Source organism: Rhodoferax sp. OV413, assembly GCF_900104385.1.
GTDB lineage: Bacteria > Pseudomonadota > Gammaproteobacteria > Burkholderiales > Burkholderiaceae_C > Rhodoferax_B.
Window position 1 is genome coordinate 576,450 of record NZ_FNJA01000003.1, and the last position, 20,633, is coordinate 597,082.

General features: G+C 65.1%; 19 protein-coding genes and 1 riboswitch. Of the genes, 6 read left to right on the forward strand and 13 right to left on the reverse strand.

Translation table 11 applies throughout. From position 1 onward, the window contains the following. Entirely contained in the window at positions 1–717 is a 717-nt protein-coding gene (locus tag BLT66_RS14375; RefSeq protein WP_218922612.1) for an SDR family oxidoreductase, read from the forward strand. Between the two features lie 41 nt (positions 718–758). Further along, positions 759–1,565: an aldo/keto reductase gene (locus BLT66_RS14380; protein ID WP_092758389.1), complete on the forward strand. Its 807-nt coding sequence runs from the start codon at positions 759–761 to the stop codon at positions 1,563–1,565. On the opposite strand, the gene thiC is transcribed toward BLT66_RS14380, so the two are convergent. From thiC to BLT66_RS14415, 7 genes are all read right to left on the reverse strand, one after another. Next, positions 1,562–3,454 carry a phosphomethylpyrimidine synthase ThiC gene (gene thiC, locus BLT66_RS14385; RefSeq protein ID WP_092758390.1) on the reverse strand — a complete coding sequence of 631 codons (1,893 nt, stop codon included), beginning with the start codon at positions 3,452–3,454 and terminating at the stop codon, positions 1,562–1,564. The two genes, BLT66_RS14380 and thiC, sit on opposite strands and share 4 nt — an antisense overlap. Before the next feature lie 107 nt (positions 3,455–3,561). Further along, positions 3,562–3,662, reverse strand: a riboswitch (TPP riboswitch). 11 nt (positions 3,663–3,673) lie between these two features. Continuing rightward, positions 3,674–5,464: a bifunctional isocitrate dehydrogenase kinase/phosphatase gene (gene aceK / locus BLT66_RS14390; RefSeq protein ID WP_092758391.1), complete on the reverse strand. Its 1,791-nt coding sequence runs from the start codon at positions 5,462–5,464 to the stop codon at positions 3,674–3,676. Positions 5,465–5,500: 36 nt separating this feature from the next. Continuing rightward, positions 5,501–6,160, reverse strand: a complete 660-nt coding sequence (gene can, locus BLT66_RS14395; protein WP_092758392.1) for a carbonate dehydratase — start codon at positions 6,158–6,160, stop codon at positions 5,501–5,503. A 105-nt stretch (positions 6,161–6,265) separates the two neighbouring features. Next, on the reverse strand, positions 6,266–6,733 hold the full coding sequence (locus tag BLT66_RS14400) for an SgcJ/EcaC family oxidoreductase (protein ID WP_092758393.1): 468 nt from the start codon (positions 6,731–6,733) through the stop codon (positions 6,266–6,268). A 167-nt stretch (positions 6,734–6,900) separates the two neighbouring features. After that, positions 6,901–7,608 (reverse strand): response regulator transcription factor, encoded by a 708-nt coding sequence (locus BLT66_RS14405; protein ID WP_092758394.1) that lies wholly within the window; start codon positions 7,606–7,608, stop codon positions 6,901–6,903. 4 nt (positions 7,609–7,612) lie between these two features. Beyond that, the gene (locus tag BLT66_RS14410; protein ID WP_092758395.1) at positions 7,613–9,223 is read right to left on the reverse strand and encodes a sensor histidine kinase; all 1,611 of its coding nucleotides are present in this window, start codon (positions 9,221–9,223) and stop codon (positions 7,613–7,615) included. Positions 9,224–9,375: 152 nt separating this feature from the next. Continuing rightward, positions 9,376–10,554: an isovaleryl-CoA dehydrogenase gene (locus BLT66_RS14415; protein WP_092758396.1), complete on the reverse strand. Its 1,179-nt coding sequence runs from the start codon at positions 10,552–10,554 to the stop codon at positions 9,376–9,378. Positions 10,555–10,737: 183 nt separating this feature from the next. On the opposite strand from BLT66_RS14415, the gene BLT66_RS14420 reads away from it, so the two are divergent. Beyond that, on the forward strand, positions 10,738–11,139 hold the full coding sequence (locus BLT66_RS14420) for a cupin domain-containing protein (protein WP_092758460.1): 402 nt from the start codon (positions 10,738–10,740) through the stop codon (positions 11,137–11,139). On the opposite strand, the gene BLT66_RS14425 is transcribed toward BLT66_RS14420, so the two are convergent. Further along, entirely contained in the window at positions 11,136–11,567 is a 432-nt protein-coding gene (locus BLT66_RS14425) for a MerR family transcriptional regulator (protein ID WP_092758397.1), read from the reverse strand. The genes BLT66_RS14420 and BLT66_RS14425 overlap by 4 nt on opposite strands. A 42-nt stretch (positions 11,568–11,609) precedes the next feature. On the opposite strand from BLT66_RS14425, the gene BLT66_RS14430 reads away from it, so the two are divergent. Continuing rightward, entirely contained in the window at positions 11,610–12,797 is a 1,188-nt protein-coding gene (locus BLT66_RS14430) for an MBL fold metallo-hydrolase (protein WP_092758398.1), read from the forward strand. A gap of 115 nt (positions 12,798–12,912) precedes the next feature. Here BLT66_RS14430 and BLT66_RS14435 read toward each other — a convergent pair whose 3' ends face one another. Next, positions 12,913–13,764 (reverse strand): M48 family metallopeptidase, encoded by an 852-nt coding sequence (locus tag BLT66_RS14435; protein WP_255406915.1) that lies wholly within the window; start codon positions 13,762–13,764, stop codon positions 12,913–12,915. A 358-nt stretch (positions 13,765–14,122) separates the two neighbouring features. Between BLT66_RS14435 and BLT66_RS27425 the strand changes: the two genes are divergently transcribed. Beyond that, positions 14,123–15,862, forward strand: a complete 1,740-nt coding sequence (locus tag BLT66_RS27425) for a methyl-accepting chemotaxis protein (protein ID WP_092758400.1) — start codon at positions 14,123–14,125, stop codon at positions 15,860–15,862. After that, positions 15,862–16,059, forward strand: a complete 198-nt coding sequence (locus tag BLT66_RS14445) for a hypothetical protein (RefSeq protein ID WP_143029225.1) — start codon at positions 15,862–15,864, stop codon at positions 16,057–16,059. Before BLT66_RS27425 ends, BLT66_RS14445 begins: the two co-directional genes overlap by 1 nt. A gap of 3 nt (positions 16,060–16,062) precedes the next feature. Here BLT66_RS14445 and BLT66_RS14450 read toward each other — a convergent pair whose 3' ends face one another. The 4 genes from BLT66_RS14450 to glyQ form a co-directional block, all read right to left on the reverse strand. Further along, positions 16,063–16,815 (reverse strand): lysophospholipid acyltransferase family protein, encoded by a 753-nt coding sequence (locus BLT66_RS14450; RefSeq protein ID WP_092758402.1) that lies wholly within the window; start codon positions 16,813–16,815, stop codon positions 16,063–16,065. A 64-nt stretch (positions 16,816–16,879) separates the two neighbouring features. Then, positions 16,880–17,455, reverse strand: coding sequence for a D-glycero-beta-D-manno-heptose 1,7-bisphosphate 7-phosphatase (gene gmhB, locus BLT66_RS14455; RefSeq protein WP_092758403.1), 576 nt, complete (start codon positions 17,453–17,455; stop codon positions 16,880–16,882). 1 nt (position 17,456) lies between these two features. Further along, a complete protein-coding gene (glyS, locus tag BLT66_RS14460) occupies positions 17,457–19,574 on the reverse strand; it encodes a glycine--tRNA ligase subunit beta (RefSeq protein WP_092758404.1) in 2,118 nt (705 codons plus the stop codon). A gap of 1 nt (position 19,575) precedes the next feature. Beyond that, positions 19,576–20,493 (reverse strand): glycine--tRNA ligase subunit alpha, encoded by a 918-nt coding sequence (gene glyQ / locus BLT66_RS14465; protein ID WP_092758405.1) that lies wholly within the window; start codon positions 20,491–20,493, stop codon positions 19,576–19,578. Positions 20,494–20,633: the final 140 nt, after the last annotated feature.

The window sequence follows — 20,633 nt, forward strand, 5'->3', positions numbered from 1 at the left end:
ATGGACATCACCCAGAAACACATTGCCATCGCCGGTGGCAGCTCGGGCATCGGCTTCGCCATTGCCGCCTTGGCGCTGGAGCGGGGCGCACGCGTCACCATTCTGGGCCGCTCGGAGGCCAAGCTCGCCGATGCCCGCCAGCGCCTGGGCGGCGGTGTAGCCACCATCCCCATGGACCTGGGCGATGCGGCCTCCGCAGCCGCTGGCTTCCAGGCGTTGGGCGCGTTTGATTACTTTGTGTCTACCGCTGCCGACCTGACCTACAGCCCCTTGGCCAGCATGCCGCGCGATGCGATTGAACGCATGCTGGCGGGCAAATTCTGGGGACCGGTGCACCTGGTGCAGTTTGGCCTACCGCAGCTCCAGCCCGGCGGCTCCATCCTGTTGTTTTCTGGCTTGGCGGCTGACCGCCCTGCGCCTGGCACGGCCATGGTGTCGGCGCTGAATGCAGGGGTGGAAGGCCTGGTGCGGGCGTTGGCGGTAGAGCTGGCCCCGGTGCGCGTCAACGCCATATCGCCCGGCGTGGTGGATACCGAAGGCTGGGCCTTCATGGACGAAGCCAGCCGCAGCGCCTTCTTTGCCAGCCTGGCCAGCAGCCTGCCCGCGCGCCGCATTGGCAGCCCGGCAGACCTGGCCGATGCCGCCCTGTTTGCGTTGACCAACCCCTACCTGACGGGCGAGGTATTGCACGTCAACGGAGGTGGCAGTCTGGGCTAACGGGAGGGTTGCAGGCCCTGCAGGATTACGATGGAAGCCCTATGCACACACGCCTGATTCCCGGAACCACCGAATCACTGCCGGTGATCGGCTGCGGAACCTACCGGGGCTTCGACCACCGCCCCGGTAGCCCCGAATACGCGCGCCTTCCCGGCGTGCTGAACGCACTGTTCACTGCCGGAGGCAGCGTATTGGACAGCTCGCCGATGTATGGCCGGGCGGAAGCCACCACGGGGGAGATGCTGCACCACGCGCAGAGCCCGGCATTCATCGCCACCAAGGTCTGGACCCAAGGGCGCGAGGCCGGGCTGCGGCAAATGGAGACATCTATGCAGCGACTCGGCACCACCCGCATCGACCTGATGCAAATCCACAACCTGCTGGACTGGCGCACCCAGTTGGCCAGCGTGCGGGAGTGGCAGGCCGCGGGCCGGGTACGCTACATCGGCATTTCACACTACACCGCTTCGGCCTATGCCGATGTGGAGGCCGTTCTGCGCACCGAAAAACTCGACTTCTTGCAGATCAACTACGCCTGGGATGCGCCTGAAGCCGCCGAACGCCTGCTGCCACTGGCCGCCGAGCGGGGTGTGGCGGTGCTGGTGAACATGCCGTTTGGCGGCGGCGGCCTGCTGCGCCGATTAAAAACCAAGGCCTTGCCCGCCTGGGCGGCGGACATTGGCTGTACCCATTGGTCGCAGGTGTTGCTCAAATTTGTTCTGAGCCACCCTGCTGTGACCTGTGCCATACCGGGCAGCGGCGACGCTGCGCACATGGCCCAGAATGCGGCCGCCGGCACCGGAGTGCTGCCGGACGCCCAGTTTTGGCGGGATAAGTCGCTGGCTTAGCCCTGTGCGATAGGGATCACGCCGTTCACCGGCACATAGATTTCGCCGCCACCGCTCTTGAACTCTTCCGACTTGGCCTGCATGCCTTGCTCGGCCGCGGCCTCTTCGCTGACGCCCAGGTTCTTCGCGTACTCACGCACCTCCTGCGTGATCTTCATCGAGCAGAATTTGGGCCCGCACATCGAACAGAAATGCGCCACTTTGGCCGAATCCTTGGGCAGGGTTTCGTCGTGGAATTTCTTCGCAGTTTCCGGGTCCAGCGACAGGTTGAACTGGTCCATCCAGCGGAACTCGAAGCGGGCTTTGGACAGCGCATCGTCGCGGTAGCGCGCACCGGGGTGGCCCTTGGCCACATCGGCGGCGTGGGCGGCGATCTTGTAGGTAATGATGCCCACCTTCACGTCGTCGCGGTCGGGCAGGCCCAGGTGTTCCTTGGGCGTGACGTAGCACAGCATCGCCGTACCGAACCAGCCGATCATCGCCGCGCCGATGCCGCTGGTGATGTGGTCGTAGCCGGGCGCGATGTCGGTGGTCAGTGGGCCGAGTGTGTAGAACGGCGCTTCGTGGCAGTGCTTGAGCTGCTCGGTCATGTTCTCCTGCACCATGTGCATGGGCACATGGCCGGGGCCTTCAATCATCACCTGTACGTCTTGCTCCCAGGCCTTTTGCGTCAGCTCGCCCAGGGTGCGCAGCTCTGCAAACTGGGCTTCGTCGTTCGCGTCGGCGCCGGAGCCGGGACGCAGGCCGTCGCCCAGCGAGTAGCTGACGTCGTAGGCCTTCAGGATCTCGGTCATTTCATCGAAATGGGTGTAGATGAAATTCTCTTTGTGGTGGGCGATGCACCACTTGGCCATGATGGAGCCGCCGCGCGAGACGATGCCGGTCATGCGGTTGGCCGTGAGGTGGATGAAGGGCAGGCGCACGCCGGCGTGCACGGTGAAATAGTCCACGCCCTGCTCGGCCTGCTCGATCAAGGTGTCGCGGAAGATCTCCCAGGTCAGGTCTTCGGCAATGCCGCCCACCTTCTCCAGCGCCTGGTAGATCGGCACGGTACCAATCGGCACGGGCGAGTTGCGGATGATCCAGTCGCGGGTGGTGTGGATGTTCTTGCCGGTGGACAGATCCATCACCGTGTCGGCGCCCCAGCGGATCGCCCAGACCAGCTTTTCGACTTCTTCTTCGATGCTGGAGGTTACTGCGCTGTTGCCGATGTTGGCGTTGATCTTCACCAGGAAGTTGCGGCCGATGGCCATGGGCTCGACTTCGGGGTGGTTGATGTTCAGCGGGATCACCGCGCGGCCGCGGGCCACTTCGGAGCGCACGAACTCGGGCGTCATGACCTTGGGAATGGACGCTCCGAAACTGTTGCCGGCCAGGCGTTTATCACGCTCGGTGTTGGCGGCGTACTGCTCCATCCATTCCAGCTTCTGGTTCTCGCGCAGAGCCACGAATTCCATCTCGGGCGTGATGATGCCTTTGCGGGCGTAGTGCATCTGCGAAACGTTGGCGCCGGCCTTGGCGCGGCGTGGCGCGCGTTGCAGGCCGGAAGCCTGGGCACGCAGCAATTGCAGCGCCTCGTTCTCGTCGCTCTTGCGGCCGTCGTCCAGCGCGTGGAGGATGCGGGCGGCATAGGTTTCGGTATCACCACGGTCGGCAATCCAGCCGGCGCGCAGGGCCTGCAAACCGGCACGCACGTCGATCTGGGCAGTGGGGTCGGTGTAGGGGCCGGATGTGTCGTAGACGGTGACGGCTTCGCCGTTGCTCTGCATGATCTCGCGCAGCGGCACGCGCAGATCGGGGCGGCTGCCCTGGATGTAGCGCTTGGTGGAGGCCGGCAGCGGGTCGCAGGCGTAGCGCAGCAGCTGGGTGAATTTGTCGGGTGCGTTCATGGTGGGTTCTCCTGTGAAAGTGGGAGCCCGAAAGCGCAGCCAGACCGCGCAAACTCCCAAGGAGAACACCCACGACGGGTGGTGTGACCACACCGCCCGCAAAGGGACAGCATGGTCAAGCTCTTCTTACGCTGGTATGAACCAGATCAAGTTCGCGGGTTTGGATTTCCATCTCAGCGCAGCTCACTGCACACCCCGGGCGGGTCGCAGTGTACGCGATCAGCGGCCAGGGTTGAAGCGTTTGTCCTGCTCGTACGGAAACACGTCGTGCACGTAGCCGGCCTGGATACGCTCCTTGTGCGCCTGCCAGAAGCTGGGCTCCAGCAGCTCGGCGTGGTGGCGCATGAAGGCCTCGCGCACCAGCGGATTGCCCAGCAGGAACGGGCCGAAGGTCTCGGGGAACACGTCCTTGGGGCCAACCTTGTACCAAATCTCGCCGCTCATCTCTTCCTCTTCATTGCGCGGCTGCGGCAGCTTACGGAAGTTGCAGTCGGTCAGGTATTCAATCTCGTCGTAGTCGTAGAACACCACCTTGCCGTGGCGCGTCACGCCGAAGTTCTTCCATAGCATGTCACCGGGGAAGATGTTGGCGGCCACCAGGTCCTTGATGGCGTTGCCGTATTCCAGCACCACGCGCTCGATCTGGGCACGCGCGCGGCGGTCGTCCGGGCCGGCGTCAAAGGCTTCCTGCAGATAGATGTTGAGCGGGATCATGCGGCGCTCGATGTAGACATGCCGGATCACCACCTCCTGCTGGCCGTCACCATCGCGGTCGCTGATCTCCAGCTGGCTGGGGGCGAACTTTTCGATCTCGGCGATCACCGCGTCGTCGAAGCGCGCGCGCGGAAACGCCACGCCGCTGTACTCCAGGGTGTCGGCCATGCGGCCCACGCGGTCGTGCTGTTTCACCAACTGGTACTTGGCCTTGATCTGCTCGCGGCTGGTGTCTTTCTGCGGCGGGTAATAGTCCTTGATGAGCTTGAACACGTAGGGGAATGATGGCATGTCGAACACCAGCATCACCATGCCCTTGATGCCGGGCGCGATGCGGAACTTGTCGCTGGAATGGCGCTGGTGCTGCAGCAGGTCGCGGTAGAACAAGGTCTTGCCCTGCTTGGCCAGGCCCAGCGCGTTGTAGATTTCGTTGCGTGGCTTTCGCGGCATCATGCTGCGCAGGAACTGCACGTAGGCGCTGGGGATCTCCATGTCGACCATGAAGTAGGCGCGCGCAAAACTGAACAGCAGCAGCATGTCGTCCTCGCCAAACAGCGCGGCGTCGATCACCAGCTTGCCGTCGGCGTTGTGCAGGATGGGCAGCGCAAACGGGTGCTCCTGGAAGCCGTTGATCAGCTTGCCGCAGACGTAGGCGCCCTTGTTGCGGAAGAACAGGCCGCTCAGCACCTGGATCTGGAAATTGGCCCGCAGCGTGACCTCGCCCAGCTGCTGCTGCAGCGCCGCCTGCACGCAGGCGATATCGCGCGGCAGGTCGGCAAAGGCGCACTGCAGGTCGAAGTCCTGCAGCAGCAGCTGCAGCACCTCACCCAGCGTGGCGCGGGTGGGGTAGTAGGCGCGGTAGGTGGGGCGCTGCTCGGCGTTTTCGATGTACTCGGTGCTGACCGCCGGGCGCACGAAGATGAAGTCGTTCTGGAAATAGCTGCGGTGCAGCATCTTGGTGGTGACCGAGTTGAAGAAGGTCTCGGCCAGCTCGGGCTGGCGGTGGTCGACCAGCAGGCCGATGTAGTGCAGCTTGACCTGTTGCCACACGTCCATGCCCTGCTCGCCGGCCTTGAACTCGCGCTCCAGCCGGGTCGAGCATTCGCGCACCCGCAAGTCGTAGAACTCGATGCGCTCACGCTGGGCCCGCTGCTGGCCGTGCCAGTCTGCCGTTTCAAACCGGTGCTTGGCCCGCGCCGATTCGCTGCGGAACAGGCGGTAGTGCCGGTTGAAACCATCCATCATCGCCTTGGCAATCTCGTAGGCGAGCGGCGAGTCCAGGCGCTGGGGAAACATGGTTTGCTATATTTTCAATAGCTACTCACGCAGGTATTAATTGCGCTCGGCCTTTGAAACACCTTCAATCGCCGCCTTGTACGCGGCTTCCAGGGAGTCGACGCCGTCGACGCTGATGTGCAGGTTCTGCAGCAGGCCGTCGTGGATGCCGTAGACCCAGCCGTGCACGCTGACCTTCTGGCCGCGTGCCCAGGCATCGACCATGACGGTGCTCTGGCAAACGTTCACCACCTGTTCGATGGCGTTCAACTCCACCAACGCATCGTGGCGGCGGCCTTCGGGGATGGCGTCGATCAGGTGCCAATGGCGGTCGCGCACATCCTGGATGTGGCGCAGCCAGTTGTCGGCCAGGCCGACGCGCTGGCCGGCCAGCGCCGCCGCCACGCCCGAGCAGCCGTAGTGGCCGACCACGGTGATGTGCTCGACCTTGATCACGTCCACCGCGAACTGCACGGTGGACAGCGCGTTCAGATCGGAATGCACCACCACATTGGCCACGTTGCGGTGCACGAACACCTCGCCTGGGTCCAGGCCCATGATTTCGTTGGCCGGCACCCGGCTGTCCGAGCAGCCTATCCACATGTACTTGGGCTTTTGCTGGCGCGTGAGTTCGGTGAAGAAGCCGGGCCGCTGGCGCTCCATCTGGGCAGCCCAGGCACGGTTGTTAGCAAAAATATCAGGAATAGTGTGTGTCATGGTGCGTATTTTGCCGCCAGTTGGTTACCAGGCAGCACCAAGTGCAGCCGCACCGGGCTGCACTCGGCCACGGACAGGCGTCCAGCCTGCCCGGATCACCCTCGGTTACTTCTTCTCGGGCATGGCCGAAGAGTGGTGGTGGGCGATCAGCCACTTGCCGCCGGTGAACTCGTACACATAGGTGTAGCGCGCATGGACCTTGGCGCCGTCTTTCAGGCTGAAGGTGTAGGTACCCACGTCCTGCGCCACATTGCAGCCGATTTTGACGAAGCGCTTGTCGATCTTGCCCTGGGGCTGCGCCTTCAAGAACTTGACGAAGTAATCATTGATCTCGGCCGGCGTGCTGCGCGGCTGGTCGGTCACGGTGGGCAGCAGCACGCCATCTTCCGCATAGTTGGCGGTGACCTTGGCCGGGTCCAGGGTCTTCAGCGAGTCGTTCCAGCGGTCAAACAGGCTGGTCACTTCCTTCTCGGTGATGGTCTCGCAGCTCTGGGCGCTGGCGTGGGCGGTGCCGGTAGCCAGCACGGCAAACAGGGCAGCAGCAGGGATCAAACGGGTGGTAACAGACATCATGGTGTTCACTCTTTCATGGGTTGGCCCGGTGGGGCAAAACCTGCAGCGGCTTATCTGCTGCAGTGAAAGAAGTGTCAAAGCCGGGCATGAACCCCAGCCGGCCCGTGGCGTTAAGCCCGGCTGACGTTTGCATGAACGCCAGATGAACAGCCTGCGCTCAGCGCCGCTTAGCCCAGCGCTTCCAGCCGGTAGCCCAGGCCGCGCAGCGTATGGATCAGGGGCTGGGCCTGACCGTCGTCGATCTTGCTGCGCAGGCGGCGGATGTAGACGTCGACCACATTGGTCAACGGGTCTTCGTGCGTGCCCCAAATGACCGACAAAATGCGCTCGCGGCTGAACAAGCGGCCGGGGGCCGACATCAGCAGCTCCAGCAGGGCCAGCTCGCGTGCGGTCAGGGTCAGGGCCTGGCCGCCACGGCTGGCGCGCATGGCATCGCGGTCCAGCACCAGGTCGCCCACCTCCAGGCGCGTGGCGTTGGCCGGCGCCAGGTCGCGGGATCGCCGCATCAATGCCTCAATGCGGGCCAGCAGTTCCTCGAACGCAAACGGCTTGACCAGGTAGTCGTCGGCGCCCAGGCGCAGGCCTGAGACCCGGTCGTCCAGCGTGCCGAGCGCAGTGAGCATCAGGATGGGCAAGGCCACGCCAGCGGCGCGCAGGGTCTGGCAGACCTCCAGCCCGCCCATGCCGGGCAACATCAGGTCCAGCAGCATGACGGTGGGCGTGCCGTCTTCGCGGACCTGCTGGGCCACTTGGCGGGCCAAGGCCAGGCCGTCGATGCCGTTGCGCGCCACCTGGGTGCGGTAACCCTCGGCACGCAGGCCGCGGTCCAGAAAGTCGGCCACGCGGGCGTCGTCTTCCACAATCAGAATATGCATGGTGTCAGCTCGGTTCTGTCAGCAAGGGCAGGCGCAGGATGGCGGTGGTACCACGCTCCGGCGCACTGTCGATCTCAATACGGCCGCCATGGGCGCGGGCCAGGGTAGCCGCAATCGGCAGGCCCAGGCCGCTGCCATCGGCACGGTGCAAACGGGCCCGCTCGCTGCGGAAGTTGCGCTCGAATACCCGGCCCAAATCTTCCGCCGCAATGCCAATGCCCTGGTCGATGGCGCGCATCTCCCACTGCGCCACGCCGCTGGCATCGACCACCTGCTGGGCCTGTACCTGCACCACGCCGCCCGCATGCGAATAGCGCACCGCGTTGTGCAGCAGCAGGGTGAACAGCTGGCGCAGGCGCTGCGCATCACCCAGCAGCCGCCAGCCCGGGGGCGGGTACGGCGCGGTGTATTCCACCTGCACGCGGTGCTCGCGGCCCAGGGTGCGGGCCTGCTCCACGGCTTCCTGCAAAGGCTCGGCCACATCCAGCGGCGTGCGCAACAACGCCAGTGTGTCGATGTCGCTGCGCGCCATGGTCAGCAGGTCGTCGATCACGCCGCCCAGCTGCTGGGCGGCGCCGACGATGCGCTGCATTGCGCCCTGGTAATAGGCCGCGGGCTTGTCCTGGCCGCGCAAGGCGATGTCGGCCTCACCGCGGATCGCGGTGGTGGGCGTGCGCAGCTCGTGGCTGACATCGGCAAACAGCTGGCGGCGCCGGGCTTCGAGCTGCTGCAAGGTCTGCAGTGCGTCCTGCAGCTCGGCGGTGCGGGCTTGTACCAGGTCTTCCAGTCGATGGCGGGCCTCCACTTCGCGGTCACGGTGGTGGGAGATCTCGGCCGCCATGGCGTTGACCCGCTGGGCGAAGCGCGAAAACTCGTCATGCCGGTGCGCCGGAATCCGGTGCTGCAGCTCGCCGCGCTGCAGGGCTTCGACGCCGGTGCTCAGCTCTTCCAGCGGCTGGCGCAACGCGCGGGCGAAGTACAGCGCCAGCAGCGCGGCCGCCAGCGCCAGCGAGGTGGCCGCGCCCAGGGCCAAGGTGCGCACCAGGGCCAGAGAGCTATCGGCAGCCGCCCGGTCGCGGGCCACGGCCGCCCTTTCGCGCGCGATGTTGCGGTCCAGCAGCGAGCGCAGATCCCGGCCCTGGGATACGTCGAATACCCGGGTGATTTCCGACCACAGCGCTACCGAGCTGTCGTTGGGTGGCTGGGGTTGCACGCTGGCCATGGCGATGCGCAATTCGTCCAGGCTCTGGTGCAGCACCCGCAGGTCTTCCTGGCGCTGGCGGTGCTCGGCTTGCAGCGCGCCGCGGTCGCCATCCAGCTCGGCCGCCTGCAAGGCCATGGCGTCCAGCCGCTCCAGCGTGGCCGCCATCTCGCTTTGCAGCTGCTCGCGCAGTTGCGGCGCCACCGGCGCGCCCAGCAAGGACTGCGACAGCCAGGCGCGCAGCCGCTGCTTGGTGCCATAGAGGTCGAGAAAACCGGCCAGCACATCGCTGGCGACGCGGCCGCGGTAGACCTTGTCGCTGGCCGCCTGCAAGGCCCACAAGGACACGCCGCCCTGCAGCAGTGCGGCGAAAGCCAGGGTTCCCAGGGCGACGGTGAGGCGTTTGCGAAACATGCGGCATTATCGTTTCCGGCCCCATGAACGGCAGATGACAGCCGGGTGAACCGCGGATGAAGCGCCGCCGGCCCCCAGGCCGTCATTTATAAAAAATCGGCCTGCAGCGCATATTCCACCTGCGCGAGCAGCTACACATTCAATAGCACATACTAGCGCGTCTCGGCAAACAGCTCGCGGCCGATCAGCATGCGGCGGATCTCGCTGGTGCCGGCGCCGATCTCGTACAGCTTGGCGTCGCGCCACAACCGGCCCAGCGGGTAGTCGAGGGTGTAGCCGTTGCCGCCAAAGATCTGCACGCCCTCGCCGGCCATCCAGGTGGCTTTTTCGGCGCACCACAGAATCACCGAAGCGCAGTCCTTGCGCACCTGGCGCACGTGGTCAGGGCCGAGCGCGTCCAGGTTCTTGCCCACGGTGTAGGCAAAAGCGCGGGCCGCCTGCAAGGTGGTGTACATATCGGCCAGCTTGGCCTGGATCAGCTGAAACTCACCGATGCTCTGGCCGAACTGCTGGCGCTCGTGCACGTAGGGCAGCACGTTGTCCATCACCGCCTGCATGATGCCGATGGGGCCGGCGGACAGCACGGCGCGCTCGTAGTCCAGCCCGCTCATCAGCACCTTGGCGCCCTGGTTCAGGCCGCCGAGAATGTGGCGGGCCGGCACGGCCACGTTGTCGAACACCAGCTCGCCGGTATGGCTGCCGCGCATGCCCAGCTTGTTGAGCTTCTGCGCGACCGAGAAGCCGGGCATGGATTTCTCGACCAGGAAGGCTGTGACGCCGCGTGCGCCCAGCTCGGGCGCGGTCTTGGCGTAGACCACCAGCACGTCGGCATCGGGGCCGTTGGTGATCCACATCTTGCTGCCGTTCAGCAGGTAGTGGTCGCCCTTATCTTCGGCCTTCAGCTTCATCGACAGCACGTCGCTGCCAGCGCCGGTCTCGCTCATGGCCAGCGCGCCCACGTGCTCGCCACTGATCAGTTTCGGCAGGTATTTATCGCGCTGGGCATCGCTGCCGTTGCGCTTGATCTGGTTCACGCAGAGGTTGCTGTGCGCGCCGTAGCTCAGGCCGACCGAGGCGCTGGCGCGACTGATTTCCTCCATCGCCACCATGTGCGCTAGGTAGCCCATGTTGGCGCCGCCAAAGGCCTCGGGCGCGGTGATGCCCAGCACGCCCAGATCCCCCATCTTGCGCCACAGGTCCATGGGGAACTGGTCTGTCGCATCGATGTCGGCCGCGCGCGGCGCGATCTCGGCTTGGGCGAAAGTGCGCACCGCATCGCGCAGCGCGTCGATGTCGGCACCGAGTTGAAAGTCGAGTCCGGGCAATTGCATGGCTTGTCTCCTGCTGGTTATCGGCCGATCGTGTCGGCCGTTTTTAAGTTGACGTTTACGTCAACGTAAAGTATAGCCATGCTGGCCGCATTTGGGGAATCTGTACACAAAACCGCCCGCTGGGCAGAGAATGCCCAGGCGGAAATTTCCGCAGAACACACCCACTATTTGCAGGAGACAGAGATGCATGCATTCCCCCACGCCGCCGCGCGTACGCTTTTACTGTTGGGGCTGGCCTGCGCCGGCGCCGCCATGGCCCAGAACAGCGGCTTGCAGCGCACCCTGGTGGGCCGGGCCGATGTGTCGGTGCCCGGGCGCGAGGCCGTGGTGGCACGGGTCGAAGTGGCTCCGGGCGCCAAAGCCGGCCGCCACACCCATCCGGGCGACGAAATCAGCTACGTACTGGAGGGCGAAGCCACGCTGCTGGTCGACGGCCAGCCGCCGCGCATCGTCAAGGCCGGCGAATCGTTTGTGGTGCCTGCCGGCGTGGTGCACGATGCGCACAACGACGGCAGCGTGCCGATCAAGCTGGTCGGGGTGTATGTGGTGGAAAAAGGCCAGCCGCTGGCCAAGCCCGCGCCTTAAACCAGCGGTTTGGCCGCCGGCTTGGCGGCCTTGGTGGTTTTAGCGCTTTTGCCCAGCAAGGCCCGCGCCTCTTTCTCGTGGGCTTTGACTTCGTCGATATTCGCCAGCAGCTCGGCCAGCTGCGCCTCCAGCTGCTCGCGGTGGGCGGCCAGCACCAGCAGGAACTTCTGCAGCTGCGGTGCGGTATCGCGCGGGCTGTCGTACATGTCGATGACGTCCTTGGCCTCGGTCAGGCTCAGGCCCAGCCGCTTGGCGCGCAAGGTGAGCTTGAGCCGGGCTCGGTCGCGCGCGCTGTAGACGCGGGTGCGGCCGCCCGGGCCGGTGCGCTCGGGCTGCAGCAAGCCCATGTCTTCGTAGAAGCGCATGGCGCGGGTGGTCAGATCGAACTCTTGGGCCAGGTCGCTGATGCTGTAGGTGCTGATCGCCATGGTGTCTAAAATGACGTTTACGTAAACGTCAACTATACCGCCATGAACCTGCTGGAACAACAACTGCACTACCCCTTGGGCGACGCCCTGCCCGCGCAAGGCCAGACCCTGGCCGTGGCACCGGGCGTGCGCTGGATCCGCATGGCGCTGCCGTTTGCGCTGGACCACATCAACCTATGGCTGCTGCGCGACGAGATCGACGGACGCGCCGGTTGGAGCGTGGTCGACTGCTGCATCAGCCGCGACGAATCGCGTGCCCAGTGGGAAGAGATTTTTGCCACCCAGCTAGAAGGCCTGCCTATCCTGCGGGTCATCGTGACCCACATGCACCCCGACCACATCGGCTTGGCCTATTGGCTGTGCGAGCGCTGGAACGCACCGCTGTGGATCAGCGCCACCGACTACTTCACTGCCTACCACCATAGCCAGCACACCAGCGGCAACGGCGGCGCCGGGGCAGCGGCGTTCTTCCAGAAGCACGGCCTGACCGACCCGGAAGCCATGGCCAAGATCAGCGCCCGCACCAGCTACTACGCGGCCATGGTGCCAGCCCTACCGCCGAGTTTTGTGCGCATGCAAGACGGCCAGACCCTGCGCATCGGCGGCCGCGACTGGCAGTGCATCAGCGGCTACGGCCACGCGCCCGAGCACATCGCCTTGTACTGCGCGGATGTGCAGCAGGGGGTGGCGCGCAATGCCGTCAGCGCCCAGACGGACACGCAGGGCATCCTGCACAAGGCTTTCCCCATTCTGATCGGCGGCGACATGATGCTGCCGCGCATTTCCACCAACGTCAGCGTGTTCGACATGGAGCCGGAATCCAACCCGCTGCAGCAGTTCCTGGACTCGATCGACAAGTTTGCCGCACTGGACACCGACACCCTGACCCTGCCGGCCCACGGCAAGCCCTTCCAGGGCCTGCACACGCGCATCCAGCAGCTGCACGACCACCACCGCGACCACCTGGGCCGGGTGATGGCGTTCGCGCGCGACAAGCAAAGCTGTAGCGCAGCCGACATCCTGCCTGTGCTGTTCAAACGCCAGCTGGACCTGCACCAGACCACCTTCGCCATGGGCGAAGCCATAGCGCATCTGCACAAGCTGTGGGTGGATGGATATCTGCAGCGCCAGCGTAGCGCCGACGGCGTGTACCGCTTCAGCCCCACACCGTTGGCCTATCCGCACGGCCTAGTGCCGGGCGAGAGCGAAGAGCTTCCCGTCAGCGCTTAAACGCCAACCAGCGGCGCAATACCAGAAACACCGTGGAACCGGCTCAGCCGGGCCACCGGTGTTGCCCCCTGCAAGGGGGTGGGAGGCCACGCGCAGCGGGCAAGCCTGGGGGTGTTCAACAATCCTCCCACTTAGGGACGGTCAAGCTGCGCAGCTCTGCGCGCAGTGCCGGGTAGCCGGGCAGTATCGAGCCCACCGTGTCCCAGAAACGCGCGCTGTGGTCCATGTGGCGCAGGTGGCTGAGCTCGTGCACCACCACGTAGTCGATCACCTCCATGCGGTGGTGCAGCAGGCGCCAGTTCAGCCGGATCGCACCTGTCACATTGGCGCTGCCCCAGCGGGTTGCCGCACTCGACAAAGCCAAGCGGGTCCATTGCACATCCAGCTGCGGGGCGAAGTGGTTAAGCCGTTCGGCAAACAGCACGCGGGCCTGGGCCAGCAGCCATTTGTGCGCGGCTGCGCGAATCTTGTCGGGCGGCGCATCCAGCGGCAGGCCCAGCTGCAGCACCGCGCCGTTCAACAGCGCACCACGTTGCGTAGGCACCAGGTCGATGACCAGCGGCTGCGCCAGGTACGGCAGCGTGCCGCCATTCACCCAGCTGATGCGCGTAGCCTGCTGCTGGGCCTGGCGCTCCTGCGCCTCACCCAGCTTCTGCACGATCCAGCCACCCTTGTCGCGCACGGCGGCATCCACCCCGGCCAGCGGCAGCCAACGCGGCGCACTCACCACCAGGCCTTGGGCACCGACGACGAAGCCGATGCTGCGGCGCTTGGCCCGCTTGAACGCATAGGCCACCAGCACATTGCCCAGCTGGGCCTGGCGGGTGGCAAGCGGGTGCGCGAAATGCGGCGACGCCAGCACCTGGCCCGTGGCGGCGCTGTCCAACTGCATGGCGTCGGCGGCCAACTCAGGCGCAGCCAAGGCCGCGTGGGTCGGCGCCTTGGCCTTTTTCTTCTTGCTATTCATAGGGGAAACAGGGAGCGGAATCGGGGACTGCGCTGGCTGCTGCGCAGGGCCAAATAGATCGAGGGTGAATTGCAGTAAGTTGCGCATAAGTGGAAAGTTTAGCGTGGTGCTCCCGACCCGCTACTTCGGCCTATGTCCGGCAGACGTGACTTAACGCACCCATCGCCCGAAAAAGCTCCTCAACAAGGAGGATGTTTGCAATCTCCCGCCCCGCTCTGCGGCTTGACGCTGCGGCGCCCAGCCCTTACAAAAATACCAGGCAACAGGTGGAGGGAATCTGCCCCTCTGCACCTGGTTTACATGCTTGCCGGCCATCCTCTTCTTCGGCTTTTTTTCTTCATCCACACAAGGAACCACCATGGCACTTGATCGTTTGAAAGTCAGCACCCGCCTGAGCCTGGGCTTCGGTAGCGCCATCGTCCTCGGCATGGTGATCGCCACCCTGGGCGCGGTGCAAATGCAGCAGATGGCCTCGAACCTGGACGAGATCGCCAACAACCGCATGCTCAAGGTAGACCAGTTCTCGGAGATCAAGGACAACTTCAACACCATTGCCCGAACCGCCCGCAATATCGCACTCAAGCAAGACCCGGCATTCCACGAAGCCGAGCAAAAAACCATTGCCCACATGCGTGCCGCCAATACCGAGCTGCTGGGAAAGCTGGACAAAAGCATGTCTCCCGCCCTACCCAAAGGGCGCGAGTACCTGAAAACCATTGTGGACGCACGGGTCCACTACGAACAAGGCATCGACCAGGTGGTGGATCTGGCCAAACAAGGCAAGGCACCCGAAGCCGCCGACGTGCTGGTCGGCCCGCTGCGTGCGGTGCAGGGCACACTGTTCAAAGCCGTTGACGACGTGACCGACTACCAGGCCGGCCTGAGCAAAGGCCTGGCCAATGAAGCCTCGACCAATGCCAACCACTATGCCATGTTGATGGTCGCACTGGCTGCCGCCATCGCTGCGGTGGGCGGCCTGCTGGGCTGGACCATCACCCGCAGCCTGACCCGCGCCCTGGGCGCCGAACCCGCCCAGGTCAGCGAAGCCGTGCAGCGCGTGGCAGATGGCAAGCTGGACACTCCGGTGCCAGTGCGCCCCAACGACAGCACCAGCATGATGGCCACGGTGCATCGCATGCAGGAATCGCTGATCCGCACCGTCAGCCATGTGCGCAGCAATGCCGAGGGCGTGGCCGCCGCCAGCGCCCAGATCGCCCAGGGCAATAACGACCTGAGCAGCCGCACCGAGCAGCAGGCCAGCGCCCTCGAAGAAACCGCCGCCTCGATGGAGCAGCTCAATGCCACCGTCAAGCAAAACGCCGACAACGCGCGCCAGGCCAACCAGCTGGCCCAGAGCGCGAGCGCGGTGGCCATCCGCGGCGGCGAGGTAGTCACCCAGGTGGTCGAAACCATGAAGGGCATCAACGACTCGTCGAAGAAGATTTCCGACATCATCAGCGTGATCGACGGCATTGCCTTCCAAACGAACATCCTGGCCTTGAACGCAGCCGTTGAAGCCGCGCGGGCCGGCGAGCAAGGCCGCGGCTTTGCGGTGGTGGCCAGCGAGGTACGCAATCTGGCCGGCCGCTCCGCCGAAGCCGCCAAGGAGATCAAGCAGCTGATCAACGCCAGCGTCGAGCGCGTCGAGCAAGGCACAGCCCAGGTCGACCAGGCGGGCGTGACCATGACCGAGGTGGTCGGCTCGATCCGCCGGGTCACCGACATCATGGGCGAGATCAGCGCCGCCAGCAGCGAGCAAAGCAGTGGCGTGTCGCAGGTCGGCGAGGCCATCATCCAGATGGACCAGGTGACGCAACAGAATGCCGCGCTGGTGGAAGAAATGGCCGCTGCCGCCGGCAGCCTCAACCACCAGGCCGACGAGCTGGTGGGCACGGTGGCCGTGTTCCAGCTACCCGGTGGCAGCGGTTCAACCGCCTTGGCCACGCGGGCCAGTGCACCCAAGCCGGTGCCGTTCAAAGCCGCCCGGCCCGCCATTGCCGCAGCCCGTCCGCCCGCGCTGGCCAGCAAACCGGCGGCGCCCAAGGCCTTGCCCAAAGCCAAGACGGCGGCCGACGAAGAGGAATGGAGCGCGTTCTGATGTCCGACACAGCGCCGCAAGAGGATGCCGACGACGCTCCACTGCGTGCGCTGGCCGAGGCCCTGCAGGGCATGCGCGATGCCTGGGTACGGGCCTCGCTATTCCTGCACGAGCTGCAGTTTCAAATCGACAGCGAGCAGCGCAGCGCTGCCAACGAGCAGGTGCAGAAGCTGCTGGACCGCATCAACGGCCGCTAGACGCTATTTAGCGGCTTCCAGCGGCGGATAAGCCTCGGGGTCGAGCCGGCGCATCTCGGCTTCGATCCAGGCCTGCACCTCGGCCATCAGCTCATCCGGGCGGCGGCCCACGCTGGGGATAGGCTTGCCGATGGAGATGTCCACGATGCCCGGGGTCTTGATGAAGGCCTTGCGCGGCCAGCATTTGGCCGAGGTCACGGCGATAGGAATTACCGGCACGCCGCACTGGATCGCCAGCCGCGTGCCACCGGTCTTGTACTCGCCGACCTGGCCGCGGTCGATGCGCGTGCCCTCGGGGAACAGGATGATCCAGGTGCCCTGACCAACCAGGCGCTTGCCCGATGCCACCATCTTCTTGAAGGCCTGGCTGCCCTGGCTGCGGTCGATGTGGATCATGTCCATGCAGGCCATGGCCCAGCCAAAGAACGGCACCCACAGCAGCTCTTTCTTGAACACATAGGCCAGCGGGCGCGGCATGATGGCCGGCATCAGCAGCGCCTCCCAGGTGGACTGGTGCTTGCACAGCAACACCGCCGAATCCAGCGGGCCGGTGGGCAGGTTTTCCATACCGGTAATACGGTTCTGGATGCCCAGGATCACCGTGCCGCTGTCCACCGCCAGCTTCAGCCAGCGCGCGCAGGCCCAGTAGATGCGGGTCGGGCCGGCAAACAGCGCCAGCACCAGCACGGCCAGGGCCCAGGGGATGACGGTCAACGCCAGCCACAGCATATGTACAACAGAACGCAACAAAGGCATTTTTTGATCTTTTAGGTAGTTGGCGCATATTCAATATGCGCAGGCAGCTATTAATTAAATAGCACTAAGACGCCGCGGCCTTGGCGGCCGACTCGCGCTGGATGAGGAAGTTGGCAAACGCCAGCAGGTCCTGGTGCACCCAGGTGCCCACCGGGAACCCGACCGGCAGCGTCGCATGGCCGCGGTAGGCCGCAGCCTTGCCGGTCAGCACCACATGCGGCTCGCAGCCCGCGGCCACACCGGCCTGCAGATCGCGCAGGCTGTCGCCCACCGTCGGCACGCCGTGCAGCTCGATACCAAAGCGCTCGCCGATCTGCTCGAACAAACCCGGCGCCGGTTTGCGGCAATGGCAGCCCTCGTCGGGCGCATGCGGGCAGAAGAACACAGCGTCGATGCGGCCGCCGGCAGCCGCCAGCAGCTTGTGCATCTTGGCGTGCATGGCATTCAGCGCCGCCATGTCGAACAGCCCGCGGCCCAGACCCGACTGGTTGGTCGCCACCACCACATGCCAGCCCGCATGGTTGAGCTTGGCAATCGCCTCCAGCGCACCGGGCAAGGGCAGCCATTCTTCGGGCGACTTGACGAACTCGTCGCTGTCGGCGTTGATGGTGCCGTCGCGGTCCAGGATGGCGATTTTCATGTCAGCTCGCTAACTTCGACAGGTCGGCCACGCGGTTCATGGCGTTGTGCAGGCTTTGCAGCAAGCCCAGGCGGTTCAGGCGCACATCGGTCTCTTCGGCGTTCACCATCACGCCGTCGAAAAACGCATCCACCGGTGCGCGCAGCGCCGCCAGCGACTGCAGCGAAGCCGTGTAGTCGCCGGACTCGAACTGCGCCTGGGCCGTGGGCGCGGTCGCCTCCATCGCGGCAAACAAGGCCACTTCGGCGGCTTCCTTCAGCAGCACCGGGCTGACATGCGCGTCCACGCTATCGGCCTTCTTCAGGATGTTGGCAATGCGCTTGTTGGCCGCGGCCAGGGCCGCGGCTTCGGGCAGGGCCGCGAACACGCGTACAGCGGCCAGGCGCTTGGGCACTTCGGCCAGGCGCTGCGGGCGCAGGGCGAGAACGGCGTCGACTTCTTGGGCGCTGTAGCCCTGCTCGCGCAGGCTGCCACCGAGGCGGTCGTAGATGAAGCCCAGCAGGGCTTGCACCGAGGCCTCGCGCGGCGCGGTCAGCTTGTCGCCCAGCACGTCGAATGCGGTATCGACCAGGCCGGCCACATCCAGCGCCAGGTTCTGCTCGGTCAGCATGCGCAGCACACCCAGCGCATGGCGGCGCAGCGCGAACGGATCCTTGTCGCCGGTCGGCAGGTTGCCGATGCCGAACATGCCGACCAGGGTCTCCAGCTTGTCGGCCAGCGCCACGGCGATGCCCACCGCATTGCGCGGCAGGCTGTCGCCGGCAAAGCGCGGCTTGTAGTGGTCTTCAATCGCATCGGCCACGTCGGCATGCAGGCCGTCGTTCAGCGCGTAGTAGCGGCCCATCGTGCCTTGCAGCTCGGGGAACTCGCCCACCATGTCGGTCACCAGGTCGGACTTGGCCAGTTGCGCGGCCTGGTCGGCCTGCTGCGCCAGGGCGTCGCCGCCGAGCTGCTGGGCAATGGCTTTGGCAATCGCGCGGACGCGCAGCACGCGCTCGCCTTGCGAACCGAGCTGGTTGTGGTAAACCACCTTGTCCAGGCCTTCGACGCGCGACAGCAGGGTCTTCTTGCGGTCCTGGTCGAAGAAGAACTTGGCATCGGCCAGGCGCGGACGCACCACGCGCTCATTGCCACCAATGACCTGGCTGGCATCGTCTGGACGGATGTTGCTGACGATCAGAAACTGGTTGGTCAGCTTGCCAGCGGCGTTCAGCAGCGGGAAGTACTTCTGGTTGGCCTTCATGGTCAGGATCAGGCATTCCTGCGGCACGCCCAGGAACTCTTCTTCGAAGCTGCAGACCAGCACATTCGGGCGCTCGACCAAGGCCGTCACCTCGTCCAGCAATGCTTCATCTTCGATAGCACGCACCCCACCACCGATCTGCGCCGCAGCTGCATTCAGCTGGCGCACGATGTCGGCGCGGCGCTCGGCAAAGCTGACGATCACCGCGCCATCGCGGGCCAGGGTGGCGGCGTAGCTGTCGGCATCCTTCAGCACCACCGGATCGACCGCGGCTTCAAAGCGGTGGCCATGGGTGGTATTGCCGGACTGCAGGCCCAGGGCTTCGACGTGCACCACGTCGGCACCGTGCAAAGCCACCAGGCCGTGGGCCGGACGCACAAAGTTCACGCTGCTCCAGCCGTCGGCCAGCTGGTACTGCATGACCTTGGGGATGGGCAGCTTGGCAAGGGCCTCCGACAAGGCTTTTTGCAGGCCTTCCTGCAGCGTGGCGCCGGCCACCGTGCGTTCCAGAAACAGGGCTTCGGCCTTGCCGTCCATGGCGCGCTTCAGGCTGGCGACAGCGGAGGCGTCGGCACCCAGCGCCTGCAGCTTTTTCAGCAGTGCAGGCGTGGGCTGGCCGTCGGCACCCAGGCCCACAGCCACGGGCATCAGCTTGGCCGAAACGGCCTTGTCGGCGGCGAAAGCGGCCACGGCAGTAATGTGCGCAGCCAGGCGGCGCGGCGAGGCGAAGGCGGTGAGCTGCGATTCGGCCGTCGCCAGGCCTTGGGCCTTGAGCTGCTCCAGCAGCACGCCGGCAAACGCGTCGCCCAGTTTCTTCAAGGCCTTGGGTGGCAGCTCTTCGACAAACAGCTCCACCAGTAGATTCTTCACGGTCATATCAGGCGGCTTTCTTTTCAATCTGGGCCAGGACTTCGGCAGCCCATTCTTTGGGCGCCATCGGGAAGCCCAGGCGGGCACGGCTGTCCAGGTAGCTTTGCGCCACGCTGCGGGCCAGGTTGCGGATGCGGCCCATGTAGGCGGCGCGTTCGGTCACGCTGATGGCGCCGCGTGCGTCCAGCAGGTTGAAGCTGTGCGCGGCTTTCAGCACCTGCTCGTAGGCGGGCAGAGCAAGTTGCGCACCGATCAGGTGTTTGGCCTGTTTTTCGTGCGCGGTGAAGGCGGTGAACAAGAAGTCGGTATCGCTGTGTTCGAAGTTGTAGGTCGATTGCTCGACCTCGTTCTGCTTGTAAACGTCGCCGTAGCTCAGGCCGTCGGTCCAGACCAGGTTGTAGACGTTGTCCACGCCCTGCAGGTACATGGCCAGGCGCTCCAGGCCGTAGGTGATCTCGCCGGTGGCGGGCTTGCAATCAATGCCGCCAACCTGTTGGAAGTAGGTGAACTGCGTGACTTCCATGCCGTTCAGCCAGACTTCCCAGCCCAGGCCCCAGGCGCCCAGGGTCGGGTTTTCCCAGTCGTCTTCAACGAAACGGATGTCGTTCTTCTTCAGATCGAAACCCAGGGCTTCGAGCGAACCCAGGTACAGCTCCAGGATGTTGGCCGGCGCGGGCTTCAAGACCACCTGGTACTGGTAGTAATGCTGCAGGCGGTTCGGGTTCTCGCCGTAGCGCCCGTCCTTGGGGCGGCGGCTGGGCTGCACATAGGCGGCCTTCCAGGGCTCGGGGCCGATGGCGCGCAAGAAGGTAGCGGTGTGCGAGGTGCCCGCGCCCACTTCCATGTCGTAGGGCTGCAAGAGCGCACAGCCTTGCTCAGCCCAGTAGGACTGCAGGGTCAGAATGATTTGCTGGAATGTCTTCATGGAGGTCTGCAAAAGAGGAGGCCACCGGTAGCGGCCTAATCTTTGATTTTACGGGTCTGCCGGCCGGGCTTGCGCTAGCCGATTCCCGGGCGGCCGAATGCCCGCCATCGCGCAGGAAAAGGCCGCTTGTGTGACTTTGG